Below are 23,989 nucleotides of genomic sequence, written 5' to 3'. Positions count from 1 at the left end.
CATGCGCCACTCATGCATCGCTTAGCTGCGCGTGATCTCGCCATCGCGACGGCGCCACAGGTCCAGCGGATTGTCGTCAGCCAGCGACGCCGGCAGCAGATCCGCCGGGAAGTCCTGATAGCACACCGGACGCAGGAAGCGCTCGATCGACGTCGTCCCCACTGACGTCGCCCGGCTATCGGAGGTGGCCGGGAACGGACCGCCGTGCACCATCGCGTGTGAAACCTCGACGCCCGTCGGGAAACCGTTGATCAGAATCCGGCCAGCCTTGCGCTCGAGAATCGGCACCAGCTTCTTCGCCGCCGCCAGATCAGCGCTATCCATTTGCACCGTGGCGGTCAACTGACCGGCAAAGTGCTCGGCAACTGCGAGCATTTCCTGCTCGTCCTTGCAACGCACGATAGTCGACGCCGGCCCGAAAACCTCGTCCTCCAGTGCCGGCGTGGACAGGAAGGTCAGCGCGTCAGTTACGAACAAAGCCGCGCGCGCTTGCGTGGGGCCCGTCGCGTCAACGCCTTGCGCAACCGTTTCGACACCCCGGGTGGCCGCCAGCTTGCCTTCGCCCTCTTCATAGGCCGCGTGAATGCCGGCAGTGAGCATGGTCTGGGCCGGCTTACCGCCGAGCGCCTCGGACGCCGTTGCAACGAAGCCTTTGAGTGCGTCGCTATCGACGGCGATCGCGAGCCCCGGGTTGGTACAGAACTGCCCTGCGCCGAGCACCAGCGAATCGACGAAGCCACGCGCGATGGTCTCACCGCGTTGCGACAGCGCATTGGATAGGAGGAACACCGGGTTGATGCTGCTCATTTCCGCGTAGACCGGAATCGGCTCGGCCCGGGCGGCCGCGACACGCATCAGCGACGTGCCGCCAGCGCGCGAACCCGTGAAGCCCACTGCCTTGATCGCCGGATGCGCGACCAGCGCTTCACCGACGGAATTGCCGGCGCCGACGATCATCGAAAACACGCCTTCAGGCAAGTCCATGTCCTGCGCGACCTGTTGAATCACACGGCCGACCATCTCCGAGGTGCCCAGGTGTGCGCGATGGGCCTTCACCACCACCGGACAGCCCGCCGCGAGCGCCGCAGCGGTATCGCCGCCCGCCACCGAAAACGCGAGCGGGAAGTTGCTGGCGCCGAACACCGCGACCGGTCCGAGCGGAATCTTTTGCATGCGCAGATCGGAGCGCGGCAAAGGCTTGCGCTCGGGCAACGGCGAATCGAGCGTGGCGGCGAGCCATTGGCCGGCGCGTACGACTTGCGCGAACAGTTTGAGCTGGCCAGTCGTCCGGCCGCGCTCGCCTTCGAGACGCGCCTTCGGCAGGCCCGACTCTTCGTGCGCGCGCTGGATCAGCGCGTCGCCGAGCGCCGTGATGCCATCTGCGATACGCTCAAGAAACTCGGCACGCACCGCGAGCGGCAGATGCCGGTACGGGTCGAACGCTCTCTGCGCGAGTTCGCAGGCCGACTCGACATTCTCCACCGAGCCGCTGCCGAACACCGGCTCGGCGATGTCGGCTCCCGTGGTGGGATTGAACGCGCGCAAGGGTTTTTCCTCGCCGCGCACCGCTTTGCGACCAATCAGCATTTCGCCGGTAATAGACATTTCGCTTTCCTAGAATGGACATCTCAGATATAGGTCATCCTACAACATTGAGTGGCCTACGTGCAACCCGAAACCCTTACTCCGCGAGGAATTCGGGTTTACGTGGCAGTTACAAGCAGGCGGGCCGATGCTAATCTTAACCAAGATGTACGACGACCTATAACGTTCGGTTTGGGAAGCGTCGAAGCTTGTCCGGTCAATTGCAGTTCCAGGAGACATCCCCATGACAGCCGCCACGCCTTACCAGCCCTTGCCCAATAGCTTTCGCCGCGCCGTCTGCGGCGGCGAAACCCTGATCGGGTGCTGGGCTTCCCTCGCCAGCCCGATCGTCACGGAATTGCTCGGCATCGTCGGCTTCGACTGGATGCTGCTCGATGCGGAACACGCACCGAACGACGTTCTGACGCTGATCCCCCAGTTGATGGCGCTCAAGGACAGCCCGAGCGCGCCGGTGGTGCGCCCGCCCGCCAATGACAGTGTGTTCATCAAGCGGCTCCTGGATAGCGGTTTCTCGAATTTTCTGATCCCGTTTGTCGAGAGCGCCGACGACGCCGCCCGCGCTGTCGCCGCGACGCGCTACCCGCCGCAGGGCATCCGCGGCGTGTCGGTGAGCCATCGAGGCAATCGCTATGCGACCGTGCCGGACTACTTCGACATCGCCAACGACAACGTCTGCGTCATCGTTCAGATCGAAAGCCGCACGGCCGTCGACAACATTGACGAGATTCTCGCCGTGGACGGCGTCGATGCCGTTTTCGTCGGACCGTCCGATCTCGCGGCCGCCTACGGCCACCTCGGCAATCCGAACCATCCCGACGTGCAACAGGCGATTCTTCGCGTCTTCGAGCGCGCACAGGCCGCGGGCAAGCCGAGCGGCATCCTCGCGCCAGTCCAGGCCGATGCGGAGCGCTATATCTCGATGGGCTGCCGCGTCGTCGCGGTCTGTGCGGATATGGGGCTGCTGAAAGCCGCCGCACAAACGGTTCAAAAACACTTCATGCAGAAATAAGCGGATCGGAAGTAACGACGGCCGCTATGACATCCACGGAGAATTCCATGCAAAAAGCAGGCTTTATCGGACTCGGCATCATGGGCAAGCCCATGGCCGCCAACCTTCTCAAGAACGGCGTGGCCCTTGCTGCGTTTACGCGCAGCGGTGTGCCCGACGACCTCATCCAGGCGGGCGCCGTCGCGTGTGACAGCCCGGCCGCCGTAGCTGCACATGCCGACGTGATCTTCGTCATGGTGCCGGACACGCCGGACGTCGAACGCGTGCTGTTTGGCGAACAGGGACTCGCCGACGCCTTGCGCCCGGGACAAACCGTGGTCGACATGAGCTCGATTTCGCCGATGGCCACGCGCGAGTTCGCGGCCCGCGTGCGCGAGCACGGCGCGGACTATCTGGATGCACCGGTTTCAGGTGGCGAGGTCGGCGCCAAGGCCGGCTCGCTGACCATCATGGTGGGCGGCGAAACAGCGACCTTCGAAAGCGTCAAGCCGCTCTTCGACATGATGGGCAAGAACGTCACGCTGATCGGTGCCGTCGGCGCGGGCCAGGTGTGCAAGGTGGCCAACCAGGTGATCGTCGCCGCGACGATCGAGGCCGTCGGCGAAGCGTTGCTGCTCGCCTCCAAAGCCGGCGTCGATCCGGCGCGCGTGCGCGAAGCACTGATGGGCGGCTTTGCGTCCTCTCGCATTCTCGAAGTGCACGGTGAACGGATGACGAAGCGCGCCTTCGATCCGGGCTTCCGCATCGAGCTCCACCAGAAGGATCTGAATCTCGCGCTCTCCACGGCCCAGGCGCTCGGCGTCTCCTTGCCGAATACGGCCACCTGCCTGCAGCTCTTCAACGCCTGCGTGGCGCATGGCGGCAAGGCGTGGGATCACTCCGCCATGGTGCGCGCACTCGAAATACTCGCCAATCACGAAATCGGCCAGCAGACCGCCTAAACCCGCAGACCCGACTCCAGGCGCCGTTACCCGCTCTACGCAGATAGAGAAGAGGGAGCGGCGCATCCGCGCATTCACGGCCTGAGCGGGCCAGTCTGAACGACAACAGTTTTATGCTCATTCCTGGATTTTTATTACAAGTATTAAGGATGACTTACGACTAGAGAATCCGTTTCGATGTCCGCCGCTTATTCAGTTGACGGACTTGAAGAACCGCGTTCCATCAGGCATTGACGATCACTCACAACGCCCGCAGAGGGCAAGGAGACATCCGTGGCAACCCAGGATAAAAACAACGGCAAGCAGGCAACATCGAGAGTCACCGGCCAGAACGAACCGAATTCACCAAAACGCAGAGCGTTTATCGTGCTCGCGGGAACGTCCGCGGGCGCCACCCTGCTGGGCGGCCTGTCCGCCTGTGGCGGCAGCAGCGGCTCTTTAAACTCCACGCCGCCTGCATCGACTACGCCAACCGCGGCTGCGGACCCGATCTGGGGGCCGACCGGCCAGGCAACGGCAATCATCAACAAGCTTGCGGGCATCACCACGTCGACTTTCCCGGCTACTGATTTTCAGGTGACGAGCTACGGCGCGCGGACGCTGCTGGCGTCCGCCTTGATCCAGGCGAGCGCTTGGCCCGGTGGCGCGATTCCATGGGTGACGGGCTCGCAGGCCGCTGCGTCGCCGCAAAGCCCCGGCTCGAACGTGATGGTGCCGTGGGATATGACGGACACGACGTATGATTCGTGCTCCGCATTCAATGCCGCGATCCAGGCCGCGCATGCGGCGGGCGGCGGTCGCGTCGTGGTGCCTGCCGGCAATTGGTATTGCGGCGGCCCGATCGTGCTCCTGAGCAACGTAAATTTTCATTTGAGCTCCGGTTGCACCATCTATTTCAGCCCGAACCCGGCGGACTACGCGAAGAACGGTCCGTATCCGACGACGGCGAACGGCAATCTGTACTGGTCGCGCTGGCAGGCAAACGACTGTCTGAACTTCGGCGCGCCGATCTATGCGTACCAGCAGAACAACATCGCGCTGACCGCCGACGACAACACCTGCGTTCTGAACGGTCAGGCGATGACGCCAATGCAGTTGAGCACCCAGCCGCCCACGTCGTGTTGGTGGACATTCAAGGGCTCGACTGGCGAGTACGGTTACGTGAAACCGGCTACGGGCGGAGCGCCGGTTTCGCAAGCTGACGCCAACACCGGCGCCACCACCTACTCGGCAAACGGCGCATCCTACCCGGGCAACATCGCCTTGACGAGTCTGCCTGCTGCCCAGATTACGAATCCGCAGGCCAACGTGTCGTTCACGAATCAGGATGGCACCACGACGACGCTGCTGAAACTGCTCACGGCTTCGGGCTGGAATCAGGATCAGAACTATCTGCCCGCGCTGTCGGAGCTCGGCGTGCCGGTCCTGCAGCGCGTCTTCGGCATGGGCCACTTTCTGCGGCCGTGCATGATCGAGTTCATCGGCTGCAACAACGTGCTGCTTCAGAACTACCACACGCAGAACACGCCGTTCTGGCAGCATCATCCCACCGATTGCACGAACGTCGTGATCGACGGTGTGTTTGCGGACAGCATCGGCCCGAACAACGACGGCTTCGATCCGGATGCGTGCAATTACGTGCTGGTGCAGAACGTTCAGTTCAATACCGGCGACGACTGCATCGCCATCAAGTCCGGCAAGTGTCTCGACACGCAGTACGGCCCAATGCAGAACATCGTGGTCCAGAACTGCACGATGCAGAGCGGCCACGGCGGCCTCACGATCGGCAGCGAAATGAGCGCGGGCGTGGAAAACGTCTACGCGCGCAATCTGACGATGGAGAATGCGAATTGGGCGACCAATCCGCTGAACATCGCGCTTCGCTTCAAAACCAACATGAACCGTGGCGGATTCATCAACAACGTATGGATCAATGGCGTGACGTTGCCCAACGGCGTGAACCTGACGGGCAAATACGGCGGCGGCGCGCTGGGCTCGAGCTATCCGGGTTCGGTCCCCGGTACGGGCACGGTCGGTCTCACGGCTAACCCGTCTACCGGCCAGGGCGGCCTGATCACGTTCGACTGCGATTACAGCCCCTCGGGCGATGCGGTGCGCTGGAACCCGGCGACGATCAACAACGTCAACATCACGAACGTGAACGCGACCAACACGTCGGGTGCGGTGAGCTATACGCTGACATCGGGTTTCTCCGCGACGTCGGGTTCGTGCTTCCAGGCGATCGTCGCGCAGGGTCCGGTGGCTGCGGACTACAACGGCCCGCTGCCTGTACCTGCGGTGCCGCCGATTACCGGCGTGACGATCTCGAACTGCAACCTTGGGACGCCGATCTGCACGGGGCCGGCAACGACAACCACGCCGGGGCCGGTCTTCGTGAACAACGTGAAATCCATCACGCTCAGCAACGTAGTGATCGGTGGCGTCACGTATAACAGCTCGCTGGTAGGCTGACGGACAAGCGGTCTCCGGCGTGCACCATGCCGGAGACCTTGCGTGACGTCTTATGCCGGCCGTTCGACGACTTACAACACGACGGTGGTCGATCAGCGCTAAGCGGGAGATAAAACAAATGGCGGCGCCCTCGGGCGCCGCCATTTTCACTACTCGTTCACTACCCGGCGCGATTCGCGGCCCCAAGCCTAACCGTTACTTACTTGGCCGCAGCACTCGCTGCCACCCAGCGCGGGTCGATTGTCCTGTCGCCGCTTCGGGCCAGCAGACACACCACGGCAGCCGCGATGATGTCGAACACCGCCAGCACCACAAACAACGGGCTGTATCCGATCTGCGTGACCAGCACGCCGAACAGCGCCGTGAACGCCGCCGCGCCCAGATAGCCCGCCATGCCGCCCATGCCCGTGGCGGTGGCAACTTCGTTCTTGCCGAACATGTCGGAGGTGATCGCATACAGCGCACCCGACAGGGTCTGGTGGGCAAAGCCGCCGACGCACAGCAGCGCAACCGCTGCATAAGGACTCGCCACCAGCCCGACGCAGGCCGGCCCGATCATGCAGAGCGCGCCGACAACAAAGACCATCTTGCGCGACGTGAACAGCGAGACTTTCGCGTACTTATGAAACAGCGGGCTGAGGTAGCCGCCGAGCACGCAGCCGATATCCGCAGCCAGAAAAGGCATCCACGCGTACAGCGCGACTTCCTTCAGGTTCATGTGCCGCTCGGTCATCATGTACAGCGGAATCCACGCGTTGAAAGTCTGCCAGGCCGGCTCGGAAAGAATCCGCGGAATACCGATTGCCCAGAAGTCGCGGCTGCCGAGCATGGAGGCCCAACTGCGTTTGACCGCGCCGGCTTCGCTGTGCTTCGCCTCCTGCCCACTGAGGATGTAATCGCGCTCAGCGTCGCTCAACAGCTTCTGTTTCTGCGGGTGCTTGTAAAGCAAAATCCACAGCGCACTCCAGACAATCCCCGCCACGCCGACGATCAGAAAAGCCCACTGCCATTGACCGTGCAACAGCGCCCAAACGACCAACGGCGGCGCCAGCAACGCGCCGACGGACGAGCCGATATTGAACCAGCCGATCGCAACGGAACGCTCCTTGGCCGGGAACCACTCGCTCGTCGCCTTGACGCCGGCCGGGATGCCCGCCGCTTCGGCGATACCGAGCACGCCGCGGAAGAACGCCAGACTGCGCCAGCCCGTCGACCATGCCGCCGCGGCACAGGCCAGCGACCAGGCCAGCGCGAACGCGGCAAAGCCGATCTTGGTGCCGACGGTGTCGAGCACGTAGCCCGCGACCGGCTGCATGAAGGCATAGCAAAGCTGCCACGCCACCACGACGTGCGAATACTGCGCGGTCGTGATGTTGAGGTCCTTCATCAGCGTCGGCGCCGCCACCGACAACGTATTGCGCGCGAGGTAATTGATGATGAGCCCGGCCGCGACCAGGCTGACCATCCACCAGCGGATGCCCTTGATTTTCATGACTGCGTCTCCTCGTATTCCTTAACTAATCAGACGGGCTGGCCCGCGCTGCCTTTGTTCGCGCTGTCCTTACTCACATTTTCGTCGCGCGAGTAGTCGATGCCGACGAAGCTGCCGCCCTGGTAACGCTGACCCAAGGCATCGAGCGGGTTCGGCCGCGCCAGTATTTCCTCGGCGTAGACCTCGGCATCCTGCGTCGGTCGATAACCCAAGCGCTCGGCGTCGCTGTTGTCCCACCAGCTACGTTTGTTGGCCGAGACGCCCCATACGGTGATGAACCCGACGTCCTCTGCCTCGACACAGCGATCGAGGAAATGCATCAGGTCGCGATGACCGAACCAGGTGCTCAGGTGCCGCTGCTCGGTCGGCCGTTCGAGACAACTGCCGATGCGCACGCAAATACTCTCGATACCGTGCTTGTCCCAATACATGCGCGCGAGTGCTTCGCCCCACACCTTGCTCAGGCCGTAGAAACCGTCCGGGCGCAGCGCACAGTCGAGATTGAGATGTTCGGTGACGGGATACATGCCGATCGCATGGTTCGAGCTGGCAAACACCACGCGCCGAACGCCTTGCCGGCGCGCACCTTCGTACACCTCGACCAGCGCGCGCAGGTTGTTGTCGATGATTTCCGGCAGCGGGCGCTCCACGCTCGTGCCGGCGAAGTGAATCAGCACGTCGACACCCGCCAGCAGGCGATCCACGACGGCGGGATCGCGCAAGTCGCCATGCATCACATCCTCGCCTTCCACCAGTGGCACCAAGGCTCTCGAGCCCGCAGCCGACCGCAAGGGGATCCCGCGCGCGACCAACGCCGCGCGTACTACTGAGCCGAGCTGGCCGCCGGCCCCACTCAGGGCAATCTTCTTCATAAGGTTCCTTTACAGCGTCGCGCGCGATTAGAGCCGGGGACGGCAAGCAGTTGAGCCGTGGCGGCATCGGGCCGAGAATGGCCCCGTAGTTGTACGATAACGTACTATCTGCGATCCCGAGGTCAATTTCAACCAGGCACTTACCCGTAGTGGGCTTCATTGCATGGCAATTTATCTTTAATAAACAATCACGTACGGCCCGCCTTATTTATATGACGTCGTATAACAAATGATGCAAATTAACGCCGAGTCATGGACCATCCAGCGCATACGTCCGGTTGACTCGATGGGCACCGACGCTCGAGCGCGCGTTGTCGGACGCGCGTAGACTTGACGCGCATGCGCAACATCGAACTGCGGCGCGCTCGCGGCGACGTCGCCCTTCCCACCACGATCCATTTTCGGCTCAGCGGCTTCCCATGCCAGACACCACCCGTTCCGTGCTTTCCGTCGCTGTGCCGGCCGAATCCGGCGTGGCCCGCCTGTACGATGCCCCGGACCTCGCAGACGCGTACGCCGTCCGCTTGCCGGACGACGCCATTGACGATCCCGAATTACTCGCGCGCTTTCTGTTCGCACACCAGGCGGGATGGGTTGCGAAACTCTTGAGCCTGCGCGATGCGCTGGTCGTCCGCTTCGGAATCAAGACGGCGAAGCAGTTGCGCGCGGCAGGTTCGCGCGACGCCAGGGAACGAGTCGACATCTTCAGAATCTACACGCGCAGCGCGCGCGAGATCATCCTCGGCGAGAACGACAGCCATCTCGACTTCCGGCTCTCGGTGTTGCAGCAAACGCGCGCTACGCACGAGGGCAGCGCGCGCTATTTGATCCTGTCCACCGTCGTGCATTGCCACAATGGGCTTGGTCGTTTCTATATCTTCGCCATTGCACCGTTCCACCGGCTGGTGGTTCGCTCATCCTTGAGCCGGGCGGCGCGCATCGGCTGGCCGACGGCTTGACCGGCGCCGTCGCAGGCAGGCACGGGTGCGGCTGACGCAAGGCAATCGCCGTACGCGGCCGCACTCGCCGCGTCAGCGTATTACGCGCTGATAAATTCCAGCAGATCGGCATTCACCTTGTCCGCCTCGACGGTGCACATGCCGTGCTGCCCGCCCGGGTAGACCTTCAGCGTGGCGTTCTTCACGATCTTCGCCGTCTTGCGGCCTGCCGAGTCGATCGGCACTGTCAAGTTGCTGGAGATGGGGCGGTAAAGTGAAGCGATGGAGAAGACGCCCGTGAACATAAGCGTCAGCTGGACTGCCATGTGAGGACCGGTCCAGGTGTCACGGTGATGCTTGCGACGACAACGGCTAGTAAGCGAACAACCTGGCGATCTGAAAGCAATCAGCAGTGCCCTGCCACGCAGGGTATGGCCTCAGCTTCTGACGATGATCGTATTCATCGCAGCGATCAGGAGCGCAACACGCAGGGTTTTCGCCGGCAGATCAATTGTGCCGCGCAGACGACTCGATCGAGGAGGATGTCATCCCCCTGCTTCGCTAGCCATCCGTAACATCCATAAATCCGGACCTTAACCGATCTGTCAATACAGATCACCAGATCCAGTCCTGATGCGGCTCGCAGACAAATTTAGCCGCCCCGGGAAACCGGCAAACAGTTGAACGCTTTGTGGACCATCGCGATGGTACGAATGCCTGGCGCCCGTCGGACGCGGGTGTACTTCGAACGCTGAACCATACTTACCAGCTCCAGGCATATAGCAGTGGCCGCCTGACTGATGGCCGACGAACACGGCGTATCTCAGTACGCGATATATGGCCCCTTTCCTCCAGGCGTCGATTGTTGCTCGACGGCAGCATAGATGTTACGCCCGTAGAAAAATGGCATGCCCCAGACGAAGAGTGTCGAGGTGGCGAATGCCGGACCGGCAAGCAGCGGCATCACCGAATCGCCGGCATCATTCAGCCTGAGTTCCGCAGCATTGCCGACAGAAAATGAGACAGCACTGATCGCACCATTCACGCCTTCAATCATTGCGCTCAACTGCTGCGTCGATGCAGGGCAGTAAAACGAGTTGTTTGGCGTTGCGCAGATAGGTAGCGCACTGGTTTGAAAGAAGAGCCCGGTCGAGCCGCTGTCCATGATGCTCCTCGAGTAGGTCGTGCCATTTTGCACTGTGCTGAACGTGCCGGTGGACGGACTGACTCCGATCACCTGTGCACTGCCCAAGCCGTTATTGCTCTGCGTGCCAATGCCAAACACCAGTTGCCCACTGAGCGAGGCTTCGCCGCTTGACGACGCGGCTGGCAAGCGCAAAATCGAACCGTTGTTATCGGTCGCGAAGTAGGGAATCGGATTGGCAACCTGCACGCTTTCGGCGACAGCGATCGATGTGCAACTGGTCCCGACGCAACTGTAGTAGGTCGCCGGCACTGCATTCTGCACGCAGGCCGGACCGCAATCGCGCTTGAACACGCCAATGCCGAGTACTCCGTTGGCCGCCAGACTTGTAGGGGTGTTCCGCGACGCGCCGACACTGCTGCAGTCCGACGGCGTTGCGCTGTAGTCCTGATCGATCACCTGAATCGGCAGCGACGCGGCTTTTTCACCGGATATCTGCACGTCGGCAAGCCGCACCGAGCCCCATGTATAACCGTCGAAAAACTGCATGCATTCTGCAAGCGGATTGCCCGCGCCATCCTGCTCCTGCGGCAGTGCCAAAGACACGGGCAATTGGGCGGCGAACACCCGTAGCCCCGAGGAGCCGGTGTCGACTTGCACGTGATCAATGGTTTGACACTCCGTCGTGCCCGGCACGCACAGCGTGACGCTGACGAAGGGTATATTCGGCACACCGACTACGCCGAAATCGACGGTCACCGCGGCTGCGTTAGAGGCTAGCGCTTGGGGCGCGGGAGATATATTCGTGAGCGATTGCGCGGGTGCCGACGTGCCGGATGAACTGCTGCTCCCGCCGCCGCCGCATCCGACCACCAACACTGCAAGCAATGTAGCGGCGATCAGCTTTAAAAGCCAATCTGAATTAAGGAGCAAACCCGCAGCGCGCATGATAGCTCCGCTATTGAATGACGCTCGCATCGACGCCAGCGGGGAGCGCTTGAGGCAGATATGCGTAACCCGCGAACGCACGTAAATGGCCGCCCGAGAACACCACCAGCGCATCGTTCGAGACGGCAAGCGGGGTCGCCCGGCGCGTCGCGGTGGCCGCGACATATTGATCGAAAGCCTCGCCCAGCGCAGCCTTCAGGTTCGGCAAGGTCGGGCCTTCCCACGCGACGCCGAACACGATTCCGTTCGCCGCGACATACTCGCGCACCACGGTGCCTGACGGCAGCGTAATCAGATGCACCGTGTACGCGATCTGCGATGTGGCGCCGTGTGCCGTGGCACACATGCGAAGCTGATCGCTGCCTACGCTGCTGACTTTTTCGCCAAGGGCGGCGTGTGCGGGTAAAGACAGCGCACAAGTCACCACGAGCGTTGCACGAGCAATGCCGATACGATATATCGCTCTCATGAGCCTCCCCTCCAGATGAAAACACCCTGACGGGCCGCCCTCATCAGCTCCATTTAATATGTAATGCGAAATATTCGTCCGACTTTTATGGATTTGTTTTTCGATGGCCCCGCCGCTTGCGTCGAAAACGCATTGGCCTCTCCATAATCACGCGTGCGAGGTTTTGGTATCGCTTCCGTGGCTTGTTTCAGGCTTGATGCGGGCCGCAACACATTCGCTTGTAACGCTCATCCAGCAATGACCGTGCCATGAGGACGCAAATGCTTGCCACGCGACAAGCGGCGTTGTTCCAGTGCGGTCGACGAGTGCCAGACAGGCGCCGTAATGTTTCGCTACCGTTACATGTCAGAGGCTTGACCTTAGTTGGAAATGCTCATTTCGTATCTAAGCGGTCACGTCCAAGCCACCCCACGCGTCCAGCGCGCATAAGGCCAGAGCGGGGGTTCCTATCGAATATTCAGGTGCAGCCAGACGTCAACGAACAAGAATCGAAGTGCCGCAAAACCTGTCTCAACATTGAGACGGAATGTGGGCCGCATTGTCATCAGCGCGCAGGTAGTGAAACGGAAAGCAGGCGGGATTTTCTATGCTGGTCACGCGACACGGCCCAGGATATCGCGTTCCGCACGACTCAATCCAACCGAACAGCTAGTTGCGCCAACGCCGTCGTAACCGCTCATCGCGGTCCTGCCTTCGCCCTCTTTCCGTCGTTCGATTCCGTGCCGGGCAATGCCTTGGCAGTTTGCTGAATGACATCAGCAAACTGCAAGGTGGTCTGCTTGCGCACAAATAACATATTTGTTATCACGAACGTGGAACGGAAAATCGTCATGCTTCACAGCTTCGTGAAGAAGTCGCAACACACGCCGCGTAACGAACTGGACGTGGCGCGCAAAAGACTGCTGGAGATCAGAAATGGCAACCCATAAGGCAATGCGCGAACGGGCGCTCGCCGATCCCGAAGTACGCGCCGAATACGAGCGGCTGAACCGCGAAGAATTCGCGCTGCTCGATCAGATGCTCGCCGCGCGCCGCGAAGCCGGCTTGACGCAGGCGCAAGTCGCCGAGCGCATGGGCACGAAAGCACCGGCCATCACCCGGCTGGAACGAGCACTGGCTTCGGGGCAGCACTCGCCTTCTGTCGACACGTTGCGCCGATACGCGGCCGCGTGTGGCAAGCAACTGTTTATCTCGATCGCGTAGCCGGCGCCGCTACTCCTGCGGCTCCTGCTGTTCTTGCGCTTCGATCGCCCGTTTCACGCGCATTAATTCGACGGCATGCGCCTTCTGATCTTTCTGTATGCGCTCGGTCGGGCCCACGACTGAAAGACCGTACAGGTCCCCGCCAATCGTCAAAGCGACCGCGATCGCCGACAATTCCGGCGCGCTCTCGCCGAGATTGGCGCACCAGCCGTTAGCCTTTGCAGCCGCCGCTTGCGCGACGAGCGCGGGCAAGTCGGCAACGGTCGCAGCGGTGAAGTGTTCGAACGACAATTGCGCGCCGAGTGACTGCTGCGCGGCGGCATCGAGCTCACCGAAAATCGCCTTGCCGATCGAGTTCGCGTGCAAGGGCCGCAACTCGCCGGGCGCGCGCGTGTAACGAATCGCCTTGGTCGACTCGACCACATCGAGATACACCACAGCGGTACCGTGGATCTTGCCGAGCACCGCCGTCTCGCCGCTCGCGTCGCGCAATTCGACGAGCCGCGGATGCACCATCTCCACGATCGGATCGACCGCATTGATGGCGCTCGCGAGCATCTGCAAACGACGCGTCGGATAGTAGCCGCCGCGTTTTCTGACCTCGTACAGATAGCCGCGGCTCACGAGCGTGCGAGCGAGCGCGAGACAACTCGACACCGGCACGTTCAGCAAACGCGCGAGTTCGGTGAGCGGCAGCGGCCGTTGCTCGGCGGCGAACAATTCGAACAGGTCTAACGTGCGGGCAACGAGTTTGACATCCATGGCGGTGGGGTGAAACGCTGATTCAGGGCCGCCTTGCGTTGTACACCTCAAGGCACGACGCGCCGCTCACTGACAAAGCATGCAAAGCGAAGCCTCAGTACGACTTCGGCAGGCCCAGCACTTTCTCTGCGATGAAACACATGATCATCTGCGGGCTCACGGGCGCGAGCCTCGGAATCATACACTCCCGCAGATAGCGTTCGACGTGATATTCCTTCGCATAGCCCATCCCGCCGAGCGTGGCGATCGCCGTCTGGCATGACTGGAATGCGGCTTCCGCAGCGAGGTACTTGGCCGCGTTCGCTTCGGCGCCGCAGGGCTGGCCGGCATCGTAGAGCGAGGCGGCTTTGAACACCATCAGGTTGGCCGCTTCGAGTTGCATCCAGGCTTGGGCGAGTGGATGCTGGATCGCCTGGTTCTGGCCGATCGGCCGGCCGAACACCACGCGCTCCTTCGCGTACTGCGTCGCGCGCTTCAACGCGACCTGACCGAGACCGACGGCTTCGGCGGCAATCAGGATGCGCTCGGGGTTCAGGCCGTGCAGCAGATAGCGAAAGCCCGCGCCTTCGTCGCCGATACGATCTTCAACGGGCACGCGCAGATTGTCGATGAACAGCATGTTCGAATCGACCGCCTTGCGGCCCATCTTCTCGATCTCGCGCACTTCCACCCGCTCGCGGTCGAGGTCGGTATAGAACAGCGTGAGACCGTCGGTCGGTTTGGCGGCCTGCTCGAGCGGCGTGGTACGGGCGATGATCAGCATCTTGCTCGCGACCTGGGCCGTCGAGATCCAGATCTTGCGGCCGGTCAGCACGTAGTGGTCGCCGTCGCGCACGGCCTGGGTCTTCAGATGCGTGGTGTCGAGCCCGGCGTCCGGTTCCGTGACCGCGAAGCAGGCTTTGTCGCGGCCCTCGATCAGCGGCGGCAAAAAGCGGCGCTTCTGTTCTTCGTTGCCGAACACTTGTACAGGGTTCAGCCCAAAGATGTTCATATGCACCGCGGAGGCTCCTGACAACCCCGCTCCCGAGCCACTGATCGTGCGCATCATGAGCGCGGCCTCGGTCATACCGAGACCCGAGCCGCCATATTCCGGCGACATCGCGATACCGAGCCAGCCGGCATCGGCCAGCGTGCGATGAAAGTCGTGCGGAAAACCGCCGTCGCGATCGCGAGCGAGCCAGTACTCGTCGTCGTATTTTTCGCAGAGCTTTTCGATCGCGGCCTGGATCGATTGCTGGTCTTCGGTGAGATCGAAATTCATATCAACGTCCTGGGTGATCACTGCTGGGTCGTTACTGCTGGGTCAATACTGCTGAGTCGTTACTGTTTAGTACCTGCGCTTATCCGAACACAGTCAAAGCGCACTCAAAGCGGAAACACGCCGACCAGCACCGCGGTCAACACCATGATGATCGTGGCGGCGAACAGAAAGGGAATCGTGAACTTCTGGTGCTCGGCAAGTTCGACGCCGGTCAGGCCGACGATCAGAAACGTCGCGGGCGTGAGCGGGCTAACCGGAAAACCGGTCGTCATCTGACCGAGCAAGGCGGCCTGCGCCATCTGCACCGGCGGCACACCGAGAATCTTCCCGCTCTCGGCCAGCACCGGCAGAATGCCGAAGTAAAACGAATCGGGATCAAACAGCAGACTCAAAGGCATCGAGACGAGCCCGAGCACGAACGGCATATGGCGCGCGTGCTCGACCGGCACGTGCTGCACCATCACCTGCGCCATCGCCGTGAGCATGCCGGTGCCGGACATGATGCCGGTGAACGCGCCCGCCGCCAGCAGCACGCTCGCCATCATCAATGCGGCTTTGGCGTGCGCGTCGATACGCTCGCGCTGCTGCTTGACGTCGGGATAGTTGATAATCAACGCGGCCACCGTGCCGAGCATGAACATCACCATCGGATCGACGATGCCCGACACCAGCGTGACCAGCACGATCAGCGTCAACGCGAGGTTGATCCAGAAACGGCCGGGACGGCGCAGCGCCTGTTCTTCGGGCGTCAGTTCGCGCGGCGTGACCGCGACCGTTGCTGCACTCGCCCGATCGAGACCGAGGCGCTTTTCTTCGCGTTTGCCGAGCACATAGGCGGTGCCGAACACGAAAATCAGGCCGACGATCTGCACCGGAATCATCGGATAGAAAATCACCGTGCCGGGAATATGCAAGGCCGCCGAGGCCCGCAGCATCGGCCCCACCCACGGCAGAAAATTGACACCCGCCGCCATCGACGCAACACACGCGAGAATCCGTTTGTCGATGCCGAGGCGCGTGTACAAAGGCAGCATCGCCGGCAACGTGACAAGAAAGGTAACCGCGCCGGATCCGTCGAGGTGAATCAGCAGCGCGAGCAACGCCGAACCCATCACAATGCGCGTCGGATGGCAGCCGACCACGCGCAATACGCCATTGATGATCGGATCGAGCATGCCCGCATCCGTCAGGATGCCGAAGAACAGAATGGCGAACACGAACATGCCGGCTACCGGCCCGATGTTCTGCACGCCGTGCACGATGTACTTGCCCGTCGACAACCCGAAGCCGGCGACGAGCGCCGCCACGATCGGCACGATGATCAGCGCGACCAGCGGCGACAGGCGCTTCGTGATGATCAGCCCGAACAGCGCGACGATGGCAACCGTGCCGATCAGCGCGAGCATTGTGTGGCTCCTTGCGTGCTGGACGTCCACTCAAAGGGCCCTATAAAACGGGATGTGAAACCCGACGGCGAGCGTCGTCCTGCGCGGTTAATGCACATGCTGTCTCCTTGGCGGCACGCGGCCGCGCTTTGTTGTATCGACGGGATTTATCGAGGCAATGCGAAAACTTCAGTCGTCCGCGGGCGGTTTGCCGAACACCTGCTCGGCGTGCTCATTGAGCGCCGGAGGCGTACTGCGGTAACTGGCCGGTGTGCGGCTCAGTTTGATCGGCGACGCAATGCCCTTGTACGTGCCCATCTCCACCCGCATGCCGCGATGCGCCGTATGCGGATGCTCCAGCGCCGCACCCAGCCCAAGCACCGGCGCGCACGGCACGCCGCGGCGAATCAGCGTGTCGGCGAGCAACTCGCCTTCCCACGACGCAAAGCGCTTCTCGAGTTCGGCGCGCAATTCGCGGCGATGCGCGCTGCGCTCCTTGTTGCTGGCAAAGCGGGGATCGTCGACGAGCGGCTGCGCATCAATCACAGCGCACAGTCCCGCGAACTGCGAGTTGTTGCCCACCGCCAGAAAAATATCGACGCTGCCCGTGTGGAACATGTCGTACGGCGTGATGTTCGGATGCGCGTTGCCGCTGCGTTGCGGCTCCTTACCCGAGTAGAACCAGTTCGGCGTGTGCGGATGCAGGATCGACAACGCACTGTCGAACAGTGTCGATTCGACGAACTGACCAAGTCCACTCGTCTCGCGCTCGCGCAGCGCCATCAGGATGCCGAGCGCCGCGTTCAGCCCGGTGACCAGATCGACGATCGGCACGCCGATACGCAGCGGCGCGCCGCCCGCCTCGCCGTTCACGCTCATCAAACCGGTCAGCGCCTGCACGGCAGCGTCGTAGCCCGGCAAGGCGCCGAGTGGACCGTCCGCGCCAAAGCCGGACACACGGCAATGCACGAGGCGCGGAAAGCGCGTCTGCAAGGTGTCGTAGCCAAGGCCCCAGCGCTCCAACGTGCCGATCTTGAAGTTTTCGACGAGCACGTCGGCGGTCTCGAGCAGCGTCAGCAGTTTCTGACGGTCGGGCTCCTGCGTCAGATCGAGCGCCACACCAAGCTTGTTGCGGTTCACGCCGACGAAATACGAGGCTGTGTCGCCGTCGAACGGTGGCCCCCATGTGCGCGTTTCGTCGCCGTTAGGCGGTTCGACCTTGACGACCTCCGCGCCGTGGTCGGCGAGGATTTGCGTGCAGTACGGACCACCCAGCACGCGTGACAGATCGATGATGCGAAGCCCCTCGAGCGAACCGGGCGTGAGATTGAGCAAGGCTTGTCTCCTGATTGGGCGATGACGGCCCATGACCGTTAATTCCTGTGCACGAATAAAACTTTATGCGCAGGAAATATTGAAGTCAAGCGGGTTGCGGGGAAACACCAGGCCGATGCAATCGGCCGAGAACGCACCGGTGCCACATTGTTGCAGCGCGGTCTATTGCCGCAGTTCCGCACCGATCACGAGAAACACACGCAAGCGCGTATTAAGGAAAACTTGATACCCATCAAGGCTTTGCCGTCTCAAAAACGAAAAACCGCGTAAAACAACGCGGTTTTTTGACGCAGGTCGCGTTGCAGCAAAAAGCCGCGCCTTCCCCTACTCTTGCGCCATCTGCCCAGCGCAGTGCGCACCGACAACGGTCGACGCGCGTAGTCCGCCTCCGGGCATGACGCATCTAAAGCACTTCACGCTCATGAACTCCGCAATTTCGGCATTCGACCTCGCCCGCATTCAGTTTGCGTTCACCGTCTCGTTTCACATTGTTTTTCCGGCGCTCAGCATCGGTCTCGCCAGCTTCATCGCCGTACTCGAATGGCGCTGGCTGAAAACCGGCAAGGCGTACTACAAAGATCTTTGTCTGTTCTGGTCGAAGATCTTCGCAGTGGCCTTCGGTATGGGCGTCGTCTCCGGCGTCGTGATGAGCTATCAGTTCGGCACCAACTGGTCAGGGTTCTCCAGTTTCGCCGGACCCATCACCGGACCTCTCCTGATGTACGAGGTCATGACCGCGTTCTTCCTCGAAGCGGGCTTCCTCGGCATCATGCTGTTCGGCTGGCAGCGCGTCAGTCCGCGCGCCCACTTCGGCGCCACGCTAATGGTGGCAATCGGCACGCTGATCTCGACCTTCTGGATTCTCGCGTCCAATAGCTGGATGCAAACGCCGCAAGGCTTTGAAGTCGTGAACGGCCATGTCGTGCCGCTCGACTGGTTCAAGATCATCTTCAATCCGTCGTTCCCGTACCGGCTTGCGCATATGGCGCTGGCGGCATTCATCGTTGCGGGGCTGGTGGTGTCGGCGGTGGGCGCATGGCATCTGCTGCGCGGCCGGCGCGATCCCGCCGTCAAGAAGATGTTCTCAATGGCGCTCTGGCTGCTCCTGATCCTCACGCCGATTCAGGCATTCGTCGGCGATCAGCATGGTCTGAACACGCGCAAGTATCAGCCGGCCAAGATCGCCGCGATCGAAGGTCTGTGGGAAACCGAGAAAGGTGGCACCGCGCTGAATCTGTTCGGCATTCCTGATATGCAAGCGGAGACCACGCGCTATGCCGTGTCGATTCCGCACCTCGGCAGCCTGATCCTCACGCATAGCTGGGACGGCGAGATTCGCGGCCTGAAGGAATTCCCGCCGCAAGACCGGCCGAACTCGACGGTGGTGTTCTGGAGCTTCCGCATCATGGCCGGGCTCGGCGTGCTGATGATCCTGATGTCTCTGGCCGCATGGGCGCTGCGCCGCCGCGAACGCCTGTTCGAAGCGAAGTGGTTCCAGCGAGTCGCGGTCGCGATGGGCCCGACCGGCTTCATCACGTTGCTGGCAGGTTGGGGCACCACGGAAGCAGGCCGTCAGCCGTGGGTGGTGTACGGCGTGATGCGCACCTCGCAGGCGGTGTCGCCGCTCACCACGCAGCAGGTCGGCATTTCGCTGATGGCGTTCGTGGTCGTGTACTTCCTCGTATTCGGTACCGGCATCTACTACATGCTCAAGCTGATGCGCGCGGGTCCGGCACTGCCGGGACACACGCCGCACGGCGTGCCTGAGCACACGCCGAATCAGACCGCGCGCCGCCCGCTCTCCGCCGCCGATCACATGATCGACGCCGCCTGACCTCACCCGCTTTACTCCCTGTTTGCGAGAAAGAAAATGGACGTAACCGTAGCGTGGGCCGCGATCATCGCGCTGGGCCTATTCATGTACGTGGTGCTGGACGGCTTCGATCTGGGCATCGGCATCGTCTTTCCGTTCTTCCCCGATGAGAAAGAACGCGACCTGATGATGAATACCGTCGCGCCGGTGTGGGACGGCAACGAAACCTGGCTGGTGCTCGGTGGCGCCGCGCTGTTCGCAGTGTTTCCGGTGGTCTACTCGACCGTGCTGTCCGCGCTGTATCTGCCGCTGATCTTCATGCTCGTGTGCCTGATTTTCCGCGGCGTGTCGTTCGAGATTCGTGCCAAGGCCAAGCGCACAAAACATCTGTGGGATCTAGCGTTCATCGGCGGCTCGGCGGGCGCGACGTTCTTTCAGGGCATCGTGCTGGGCGCGTTCCTGCAAGGCATCCCGGTGATCGACGGCGGCTATGCGGGTGACGCCTTCGGCTGGCTCACGCCGTTCAGTCTGCTGACGGGCCTCGGCCTGCTTATCACTTACGCGTTGCTCGGCTGCTGCTGGCTGGTCGCAAAGACCGAAGGCGATCTGCAACGCCGTCTGCATCGCGTGGTGTGGCCGCTGACGCTCGTGCTGCTCGGGTTCATCGCGATGGTTAGTCTGTGGACGCCGCTGCAAGATCCGAATATCGCGCAACGCTGGTTCCACGACAACCTGTTCTATCGTCTGTTGCCGGTGCCGTTCCTCGTGGCGGTCTGCGCGTTCCTCATGCACCGGGCGGTGCGTGCGCGGCATCACAACACACCGTTCGTGCTGGCGCTCCTGCTGGTGCTGCTCGGTTATGTCGGCTTGCTGGTGAGTCTGTGGCCGTATGCGATTCCGTCGAGCATGACGCTCTGGGAAGCCGCCGCGCCGCGCTCGAGCCAGATGTTCACGCTGGTCGGCGCAGCGGTGATTCTGCCGGTCATCATCGCCTATACGACGATGGGTTATTGGGTATTTCGTGGCAAGGTGCGTCATGGCGACCAACATCACTATCATTAAGGACGCAGGCGCCGACGCCGCCCGCGGCGCTTCGCAAACGCCGGTTCGCAAACTGCCCGGCTGGTTGTGGTTCGTCGCGCTGTGGTGCTTCGGCGTGGCCTCGGCAATGTCGCTCGGTTTCGCGTTCAAGCTTCTGATGAATGCGACGTTGTTTGCAATCAAATAAAGCAGTCAAATGAATCATGCGTTTGCGTGATTTCATCCGGTGCGCATAACCTTCGGATTCCTGCATGGACGGCTTCAAAATTGGCGCGTGCGGCTCGTCTTCGTAGCAAGCCGGAACCTATGCGCGGGAGACCTGCCTTACCCAACATGCTGGTGCATCGAACCAGCCGGCGATCATACAAATAAATGTTCACTAATGCGGCAAGCCGGAAGGCACGCCGCGCCACCGATCGGCATATGATCGCGGGGTAGCCGGCAATGACGCGATTCGAGAATAGAAGTAAAACGGGAAGTAAAGCCAGCAGCAGTAAAACCAGAAGCACGGCGGCGGTAGTCCACAACGCGCAGGTCCGACTCGCGGAGACATCATGAAGTTTCTTGTGGCCGACGACCATGAACTGATCCGGCAAGGCGTCAAAGGGCTGTTGCGCGGCCTGGATCCCGACGCGCAATTCGACGAAGCCGATAGCTGGGAAACACTCGCCGCCGCCGCGCGGCCCGACGCCGACCACGACCTCGCCATCGTCGATCTGCATATGCCGGGCATGAGCGGCGCTTCGTCGCTTGAAGTGCTGTTGAAGGCAAACCCTGCGTTGCCGGTCGTCGTGCTCTCCGCCGAAGAATCGCCCGACGAAATGCGCGCGGTGCTGGCCGCCGGCGCGCTCGGCTTCGTGCCCAAGCGGCAACCCGCCAGCGTCATGCTCAAGGCGATCGAACTGGTCTTGTCAGGCGGCGCCTATGTGCCGATGGAAGCGCTCAGCCTGCTGGGCGCGCGTGAGACGCAAGCCGCACCTGCGCGCACCGACGCGGCGGCCGAGCTTGCCCCTCAGGGCGCCGCCCAAGCCCCGACTCAGGGCGGCGCCGCGCTCACCGAACCGATCGCGCAAATCCAGGCGCTGCAGCCGCACCAGCAACATTTGCTGGAGAACCTGTCGCCACGACAGCAGGACATCATGCGGCTGGTGCATCGCGGCTGGACCAACAAGATGATCGCGCGGGAGTTGGGCGTTGCGGAAGGAACGGTCAAGGTCCATCTGTCGGTGATCTTCCGGGCGCTCGGCGTGCACAACCGCTCCACGGCGATCGCCGTAATCAACGGCTGGCTCGAGGCCGGGAAAACCCTGTAGTAACGGATCTGCGATAGCCGGCGGCAAAGCGTTCGCGCCGATGGCCGCCCGTCTACTTTTGCGATTCGCTTTGGGATGAGTTCGGCGCCTTCGCCGCCCAACGGTTCGGTTCAGGTCTGCCATCGCTAGCGCGCGGATCCATCGCAGCCGCCGCCCGCCCTTTATCCAGTTCCGCCTGCTGCCACAGCATTTCCAGGGTGCGCCGCAAGCGCGCCGGCGTGACCGGTTTGTGCAACACCGGAATCCCCTGTAAGGCCAGCGCTGCCAGTTCCGCCGACGCCATATCGCCCGTGATCAGCAAGGTCACCACGCTATCGTGCCCCGCCTGCGCGAGCACATTGCGCACGGCCGCCAGCGCTTGCGCGCCGGTTCGGTGATTGGCCAACTGGTAGTCACATAACACGGCATCCGGGACGAAACCGTCTTCCAGCGCGACGAGCGCATCGACCTCGTCGCGTGCGCCACGCACGATGCAACCCCAGCGTCCCAGCAGACTGGCAAGGCCTTCGAGAATCGACGGTTCGTCGTCGATGCATAGCACGCGACGCCCTTGTGCCGATGGACCGCCCGCCACCGCTTCGTTCAGGCTCGCGACAATCCCGCCGGCGTCGCCCGGCTGCACAGGAAAGCGGAACACCGAGCCGCGACCTGACGCCGAGCGCATCTGTAACTCGCCGCCAAGCATCTCGACCAGGCGCTTCACCGTCGGCAAGCCCAAGCCGTGCCCCTGGCGCGCGTCGCGCTGTGGATTGGCGACCTGATAGAACTCTTCGAAGATGCGCTCGTGTTCCTCGGCCGGAATCCCAATACCCGAATCGCGCACCTCGATATAGCCACCCGATCGACGCCCCGCTCGGCGATAGCCGACCCAGATCGCGCCTTGCTCGGTATAACGCACGGCGTTCGAGAGCAGGTTGCTCAGTATGCGTTCGAGCAGCACCGGATCGTCATGCACGACCACCGAAGCGGGGGCGATCCGCAACGCCAGGCCTTTGGCCGCCGCCTGTGGGCGGTATTGGCTGCCGACCCGCTCGAACAGTTCCGAAAGTCGGAAATGCAAGCGGATCACCTGGGTCACACCGCTTTCGAGCCTCGCGAGATCGAGTACCTGGTTGAACAGCTGATTCAACGCCTCGACGTTATAAACGATGTGCTCGGCGGTCTTCCCATGCTGTAGGGGCGTCGCCGCCGTGTCGTTGAGCGAAGCCGCCAGCAGGCCGATCGCATGCAGCGGCTGGCGCAAATCGTGGCTCGCGGCCGCAAAAAACCGTGTTTTGGCGAGACTGGCTTCTTCGGCGACACGCTTTTGCGCCGCCAGTGATTCCGCCAGGTATTGCTGATCGACGCGCGCCTGCACGACTTGCCGGAACAGCTTGCGATAACTCAGCGCATAGACGTTGATCGCGCAGAAGAAGAACGCGAGGACGATCGCGAGAATCGTGCGATCGAACGTATGCGTGCCGAAATGCAGCACGATCGACGGAACCAGCAGAAACGGAATCGCGGTCGAGAAGTTCAGCAGATCGAAGCCGTTCGACATGAACACGCCGGCCGCCAGCGTGACGAGCATCACCGTGTGCAGCAGCGGCAAATCGGTTTGCGGGCTCTGAAACGCGAACCATACCGCCAGACCCGGCGCGCTATACAGCAGCACGCCGCGCACCGCGTGCAAGTTGATCCAGCCGCGCGGCGTGACCAGGTGCGGGTAGCGGCGATTGCAGATCCACAGCGCAAGGCTGCCGCAATTGGCCACCGCATAAAACCCGAAGCACGCGATGAACAGCCGTGGCGACGGAATGTTCGGCCAGTAGATCGCCACCAGCACCGCGATCGAGAACCAGTGCGAAAAGAAGGCGATCGGATCTTGCGCGTACAGCACGCGCACCAGGTCTTCGTCGATTGCACGCTGGATCGGGTCGGCCCGCATCAGGCGATCTCCTTTGTCGACCGGAGTTAGCGCTTCAGCGCTTACTCCGGTCCCATGCA

General features: G+C 62.1%; 20 protein-coding genes and 1 pseudogene. 10 read left to right on the top strand and 11 right to left on the bottom strand.

Features of this window, described 5'->3' with window-relative positions; all coding sequences use genetic code 11:
• Positions 1-21 precede the first annotated feature (21 nt).
• Positions 22-1,605 carry an aldehyde dehydrogenase (NADP(+)) gene (locus HHL24_RS18115; RefSeq protein WP_169486803.1) on the bottom strand — a complete coding sequence of 528 codons (1,584 nt, stop codon included), beginning with the start codon at positions 1,603-1,605 and terminating at the stop codon, positions 22-24.
• Positions 1,606-1,828: 223 nt separating this feature from the next.
• On the opposite strand from HHL24_RS18115, the gene garL reads away from it, so the two are divergent.
• The 3 genes from garL (at position 1,829) to HHL24_RS18100 (ending at position 6,027) form a co-directional block, all read left to right on the top strand.
• Positions 1,829-2,614, top strand: a complete 786-nt coding sequence (garL, locus tag HHL24_RS18110) for a 2-dehydro-3-deoxyglucarate aldolase (protein WP_169486802.1) — start codon at positions 1,829-1,831, stop codon at positions 2,612-2,614.
• A gap of 47 nt (positions 2,615-2,661) precedes the next feature.
• Entirely contained in the window at positions 2,662-3,555 is an 894-nt protein-coding gene (locus HHL24_RS18105; RefSeq protein ID WP_230417505.1) for a 2-hydroxy-3-oxopropionate reductase, read from the top strand.
• A 273-nt stretch (positions 3,556-3,828) separates the two neighbouring features.
• Complete coding sequence (locus HHL24_RS18100; protein WP_169486800.1) at positions 3,829-6,027, top strand: glycoside hydrolase family 28 protein; 2,199 nt, start codon at positions 3,829-3,831, stop codon at positions 6,025-6,027.
• Between the two features lie 199 nt (positions 6,028-6,226).
• On the opposite strand, the gene HHL24_RS18095 is transcribed toward HHL24_RS18100, so the two are convergent.
• Positions 6,227-7,519, bottom strand: coding sequence for an MFS transporter (locus HHL24_RS18095; protein ID WP_169486799.1), 1,293 nt, complete (start codon positions 7,517-7,519; stop codon positions 6,227-6,229).
• A gap of 29 nt (positions 7,520-7,548) precedes the next feature.
• Positions 7,549-8,391, bottom strand: a complete 843-nt coding sequence (locus tag HHL24_RS18090) for an NAD-dependent epimerase/dehydratase family protein (RefSeq protein ID WP_169486798.1) — start codon at positions 8,389-8,391, stop codon at positions 7,549-7,551.
• A gap of 419 nt (positions 8,392-8,810) precedes the next feature.
• Here HHL24_RS18090 and HHL24_RS18085 point away from each other — a divergent pair, with 419 nt between their 5' ends.
• Entirely contained in the window at positions 8,811-9,350 is a 540-nt protein-coding gene (locus tag HHL24_RS18085) for a DUF2867 domain-containing protein (protein ID WP_169486797.1), read from the top strand.
• 80 nt (positions 9,351-9,430) lie between these two features.
• Here HHL24_RS18085 and HHL24_RS18080 read toward each other — a convergent pair.
• From HHL24_RS18080 to HHL24_RS18070, 3 genes and pseudogenes are all read right to left on the bottom strand, one after another.
• Positions 9,431-9,574, bottom strand: a pseudogene (locus HHL24_RS18080) (alpha/beta fold hydrolase); the annotation flags it as partial.
• Between the two features lie 578 nt (positions 9,575-10,152).
• Positions 10,153-11,421, bottom strand: a complete 1,269-nt coding sequence (locus tag HHL24_RS18075) for a DUF3443 domain-containing protein (protein WP_230417504.1) — start codon at positions 11,419-11,421, stop codon at positions 10,153-10,155.
• A 10-nt stretch (positions 11,422-11,431) separates the two neighbouring features.
• A complete protein-coding gene (locus tag HHL24_RS18070; protein ID WP_169486795.1) occupies positions 11,432-11,890 on the bottom strand; it encodes a DUF2844 domain-containing protein in 459 nt (152 codons plus the stop codon).
• 749 nt (positions 11,891-12,639) lie between these two features.
• On the opposite strand from HHL24_RS18070, the gene HHL24_RS44585 reads away from it, so the two are divergent.
• Together HHL24_RS44585 and HHL24_RS18060 are read left to right on the top strand one after the other, a co-directional pair.
• Positions 12,640-12,819, top strand: a complete 180-nt coding sequence (locus tag HHL24_RS44585; RefSeq protein WP_169486794.1) for a type II toxin-antitoxin system RelE/ParE family toxin — start codon at positions 12,640-12,642, stop codon at positions 12,817-12,819.
• Positions 12,806-13,093 carry a helix-turn-helix domain-containing protein gene (locus tag HHL24_RS18060; protein WP_169486793.1) on the top strand — a complete coding sequence of 96 codons (288 nt, stop codon included), beginning with the start codon at positions 12,806-12,808 and terminating at the stop codon, positions 13,091-13,093. The genes HHL24_RS44585 and HHL24_RS18060 overlap by 14 nt, the downstream gene beginning before the upstream one ends.
• Before the next feature lie 9 nt (positions 13,094-13,102).
• On the opposite strand, the gene HHL24_RS18055 is transcribed toward HHL24_RS18060, so the two are convergent.
• From HHL24_RS18055 to HHL24_RS18040, 4 genes are all read right to left on the bottom strand, one after another.
• Positions 13,103-13,855, bottom strand: a complete 753-nt coding sequence (locus tag HHL24_RS18055) for an IclR family transcriptional regulator (protein WP_169486792.1) — start codon at positions 13,853-13,855, stop codon at positions 13,103-13,105.
• A gap of 94 nt (positions 13,856-13,949) precedes the next feature.
• A complete protein-coding gene (locus HHL24_RS18050) occupies positions 13,950-15,116 on the bottom strand; it encodes an acyl-CoA dehydrogenase family protein (protein WP_169486791.1) in 1,167 nt (388 codons plus the stop codon).
• A 104-nt stretch (positions 15,117-15,220) separates the two neighbouring features.
• A complete protein-coding gene (locus HHL24_RS18045; protein ID WP_169486790.1) occupies positions 15,221-16,522 on the bottom strand; it encodes a CitMHS family transporter in 1,302 nt (433 codons plus the stop codon).
• Positions 16,523-16,690: 168 nt separating this feature from the next.
• On the bottom strand, positions 16,691-17,836 hold the full coding sequence (locus tag HHL24_RS18040) for a CaiB/BaiF CoA transferase family protein (RefSeq protein ID WP_230417502.1): 1,146 nt from the start codon (positions 17,834-17,836) through the stop codon (positions 16,691-16,693).
• A 421-nt stretch (positions 17,837-18,257) separates the two neighbouring features.
• Here HHL24_RS18040 and HHL24_RS18035 point away from each other — a divergent pair, with 421 nt between their 5' ends.
• From HHL24_RS18035 to HHL24_RS18020, 4 genes are all read left to right on the top strand, one after another.
• The gene (locus HHL24_RS18035; RefSeq protein WP_169486788.1) at positions 18,258-19,670 is read left to right on the top strand and encodes a cytochrome ubiquinol oxidase subunit I; all 1,413 of its coding nucleotides are present in this window, start codon (positions 18,258-18,260) and stop codon (positions 19,668-19,670) included.
• A 36-nt stretch (positions 19,671-19,706) separates the two neighbouring features.
• Positions 19,707-20,711: a cytochrome d ubiquinol oxidase subunit II gene (cydB, locus tag HHL24_RS18030; RefSeq protein ID WP_169486787.1), complete on the top strand. Its 1,005-nt coding sequence runs from the start codon at positions 19,707-19,709 to the stop codon at positions 20,709-20,711.
• Positions 20,686-20,877, top strand: coding sequence for a hypothetical protein (locus tag HHL24_RS18025; protein ID WP_169486740.1), 192 nt, complete (start codon positions 20,686-20,688; stop codon positions 20,875-20,877). The genes cydB and HHL24_RS18025 overlap by 26 nt, the downstream gene beginning before the upstream one ends.
• 367 nt (positions 20,878-21,244) lie before the next feature.
• Entirely contained in the window at positions 21,245-22,003 is a 759-nt protein-coding gene (locus tag HHL24_RS18020; RefSeq protein WP_169486786.1) for a response regulator transcription factor, read from the top strand.
• Positions 22,004-22,055: 52 nt separating this feature from the next.
• On the opposite strand, the gene HHL24_RS18015 is transcribed toward HHL24_RS18020, so the two are convergent.
• Positions 22,056-23,930, bottom strand: a complete 1,875-nt coding sequence (locus HHL24_RS18015; RefSeq protein ID WP_230417501.1) for an ATP-binding response regulator — start codon at positions 23,928-23,930, stop codon at positions 22,056-22,058.
• Positions 23,931-23,989 lie beyond the last annotated feature (59 nt).

Source organism: Paraburkholderia polaris, from assembly GCF_012927345.1.
GTDB lineage: Bacteria > Pseudomonadota > Gammaproteobacteria > Burkholderiales > Burkholderiaceae > Paraburkholderia > Paraburkholderia polaris.
The sequence above is the reverse complement of the archived record's forward strand: the minus strand, read 5'-3'. Positions and strand labels throughout refer to the sequence as shown.

Bases quoted from the DNA above. Each gene is read 5' to 3' on its own strand.
- HHL24_RS18115 (WP_169486803.1), bottom strand. From the start codon at position 1,605: ATGTCTATTACCGGCGAAATGCTGATTGGTCGCAAAGCGGTGCGCGGC.
- garL (WP_169486802.1), top strand. From the start codon at position 1,829: ATGACAGCCGCCACGCCTTACCAGCCCTTGCCCAATAGCTTTCGCCGC.
- HHL24_RS18105 (WP_230417505.1), top strand. From the start codon at position 2,662: ATGCAAAAAGCAGGCTTTATCGGACTCGGCATCATGGGCAAGCCCATG.
- HHL24_RS18095 (WP_169486799.1), bottom strand. From the start codon at position 7,519: ATGAAAATCAAGGGCATCCGCTGGTGGATGGTCAGCCTGGTCGCGGCC.
- HHL24_RS18090 (WP_169486798.1), bottom strand. From the start codon at position 8,391: ATGAAGAAGATTGCCCTGAGTGGGGCCGGCGGCCAGCTCGGCTCAGTA.
- HHL24_RS18085 (WP_169486797.1), top strand. From the start codon at position 8,811: ATGCCAGACACCACCCGTTCCGTGCTTTCCGTCGCTGTGCCGGCCGAA.
- HHL24_RS18075 (WP_230417504.1), bottom strand. From the start codon at position 11,421: ATGCGCGCTGCGGGTTTGCTCCTTAATTCAGATTGGCTTTTAAAGCTG.
- HHL24_RS18070 (WP_169486795.1), bottom strand. From the start codon at position 11,890: ATGAGAGCGATATATCGTATCGGCATTGCTCGTGCAACGCTCGTGGTG.
- HHL24_RS44585 (WP_169486794.1), top strand. From the start codon at position 12,640: ATGACATCAGCAAACTGCAAGGTGGTCTGCTTGCGCACAAATAACATA.
- HHL24_RS18060 (WP_169486793.1), top strand. From the start codon at position 12,806: ATGGCAACCCATAAGGCAATGCGCGAACGGGCGCTCGCCGATCCCGAA.
- HHL24_RS18055 (WP_169486792.1), bottom strand. From the start codon at position 13,855: ATGGATGTCAAACTCGTTGCCCGCACGTTAGACCTGTTCGAATTGTTC.
- HHL24_RS18050 (WP_169486791.1), bottom strand. From the start codon at position 15,116: ATGAATTTCGATCTCACCGAAGACCAGCAATCGATCCAGGCCGCGATC.
- HHL24_RS18045 (WP_169486790.1), bottom strand. From the start codon at position 16,522: ATGCTCGCGCTGATCGGCACGGTTGCCATCGTCGCGCTGTTCGGGCTG.
- HHL24_RS18035 (WP_169486788.1), top strand. From the start codon at position 18,258: ATGAACTCCGCAATTTCGGCATTCGACCTCGCCCGCATTCAGTTTGCG.
- cydB (WP_169486787.1), top strand. From the start codon at position 19,707: ATGGACGTAACCGTAGCGTGGGCCGCGATCATCGCGCTGGGCCTATTC.
- HHL24_RS18025 (WP_169486740.1), top strand. From the start codon at position 20,686: ATGGCGACCAACATCACTATCATTAAGGACGCAGGCGCCGACGCCGCC.
- HHL24_RS18020 (WP_169486786.1), top strand. From the start codon at position 21,245: ATGAAGTTTCTTGTGGCCGACGACCATGAACTGATCCGGCAAGGCGTC.
- HHL24_RS18015 (WP_230417501.1), bottom strand. From the start codon at position 23,930: ATGCGGGCCGACCCGATCCAGCGTGCAATCGACGAAGACCTGGTGCGC.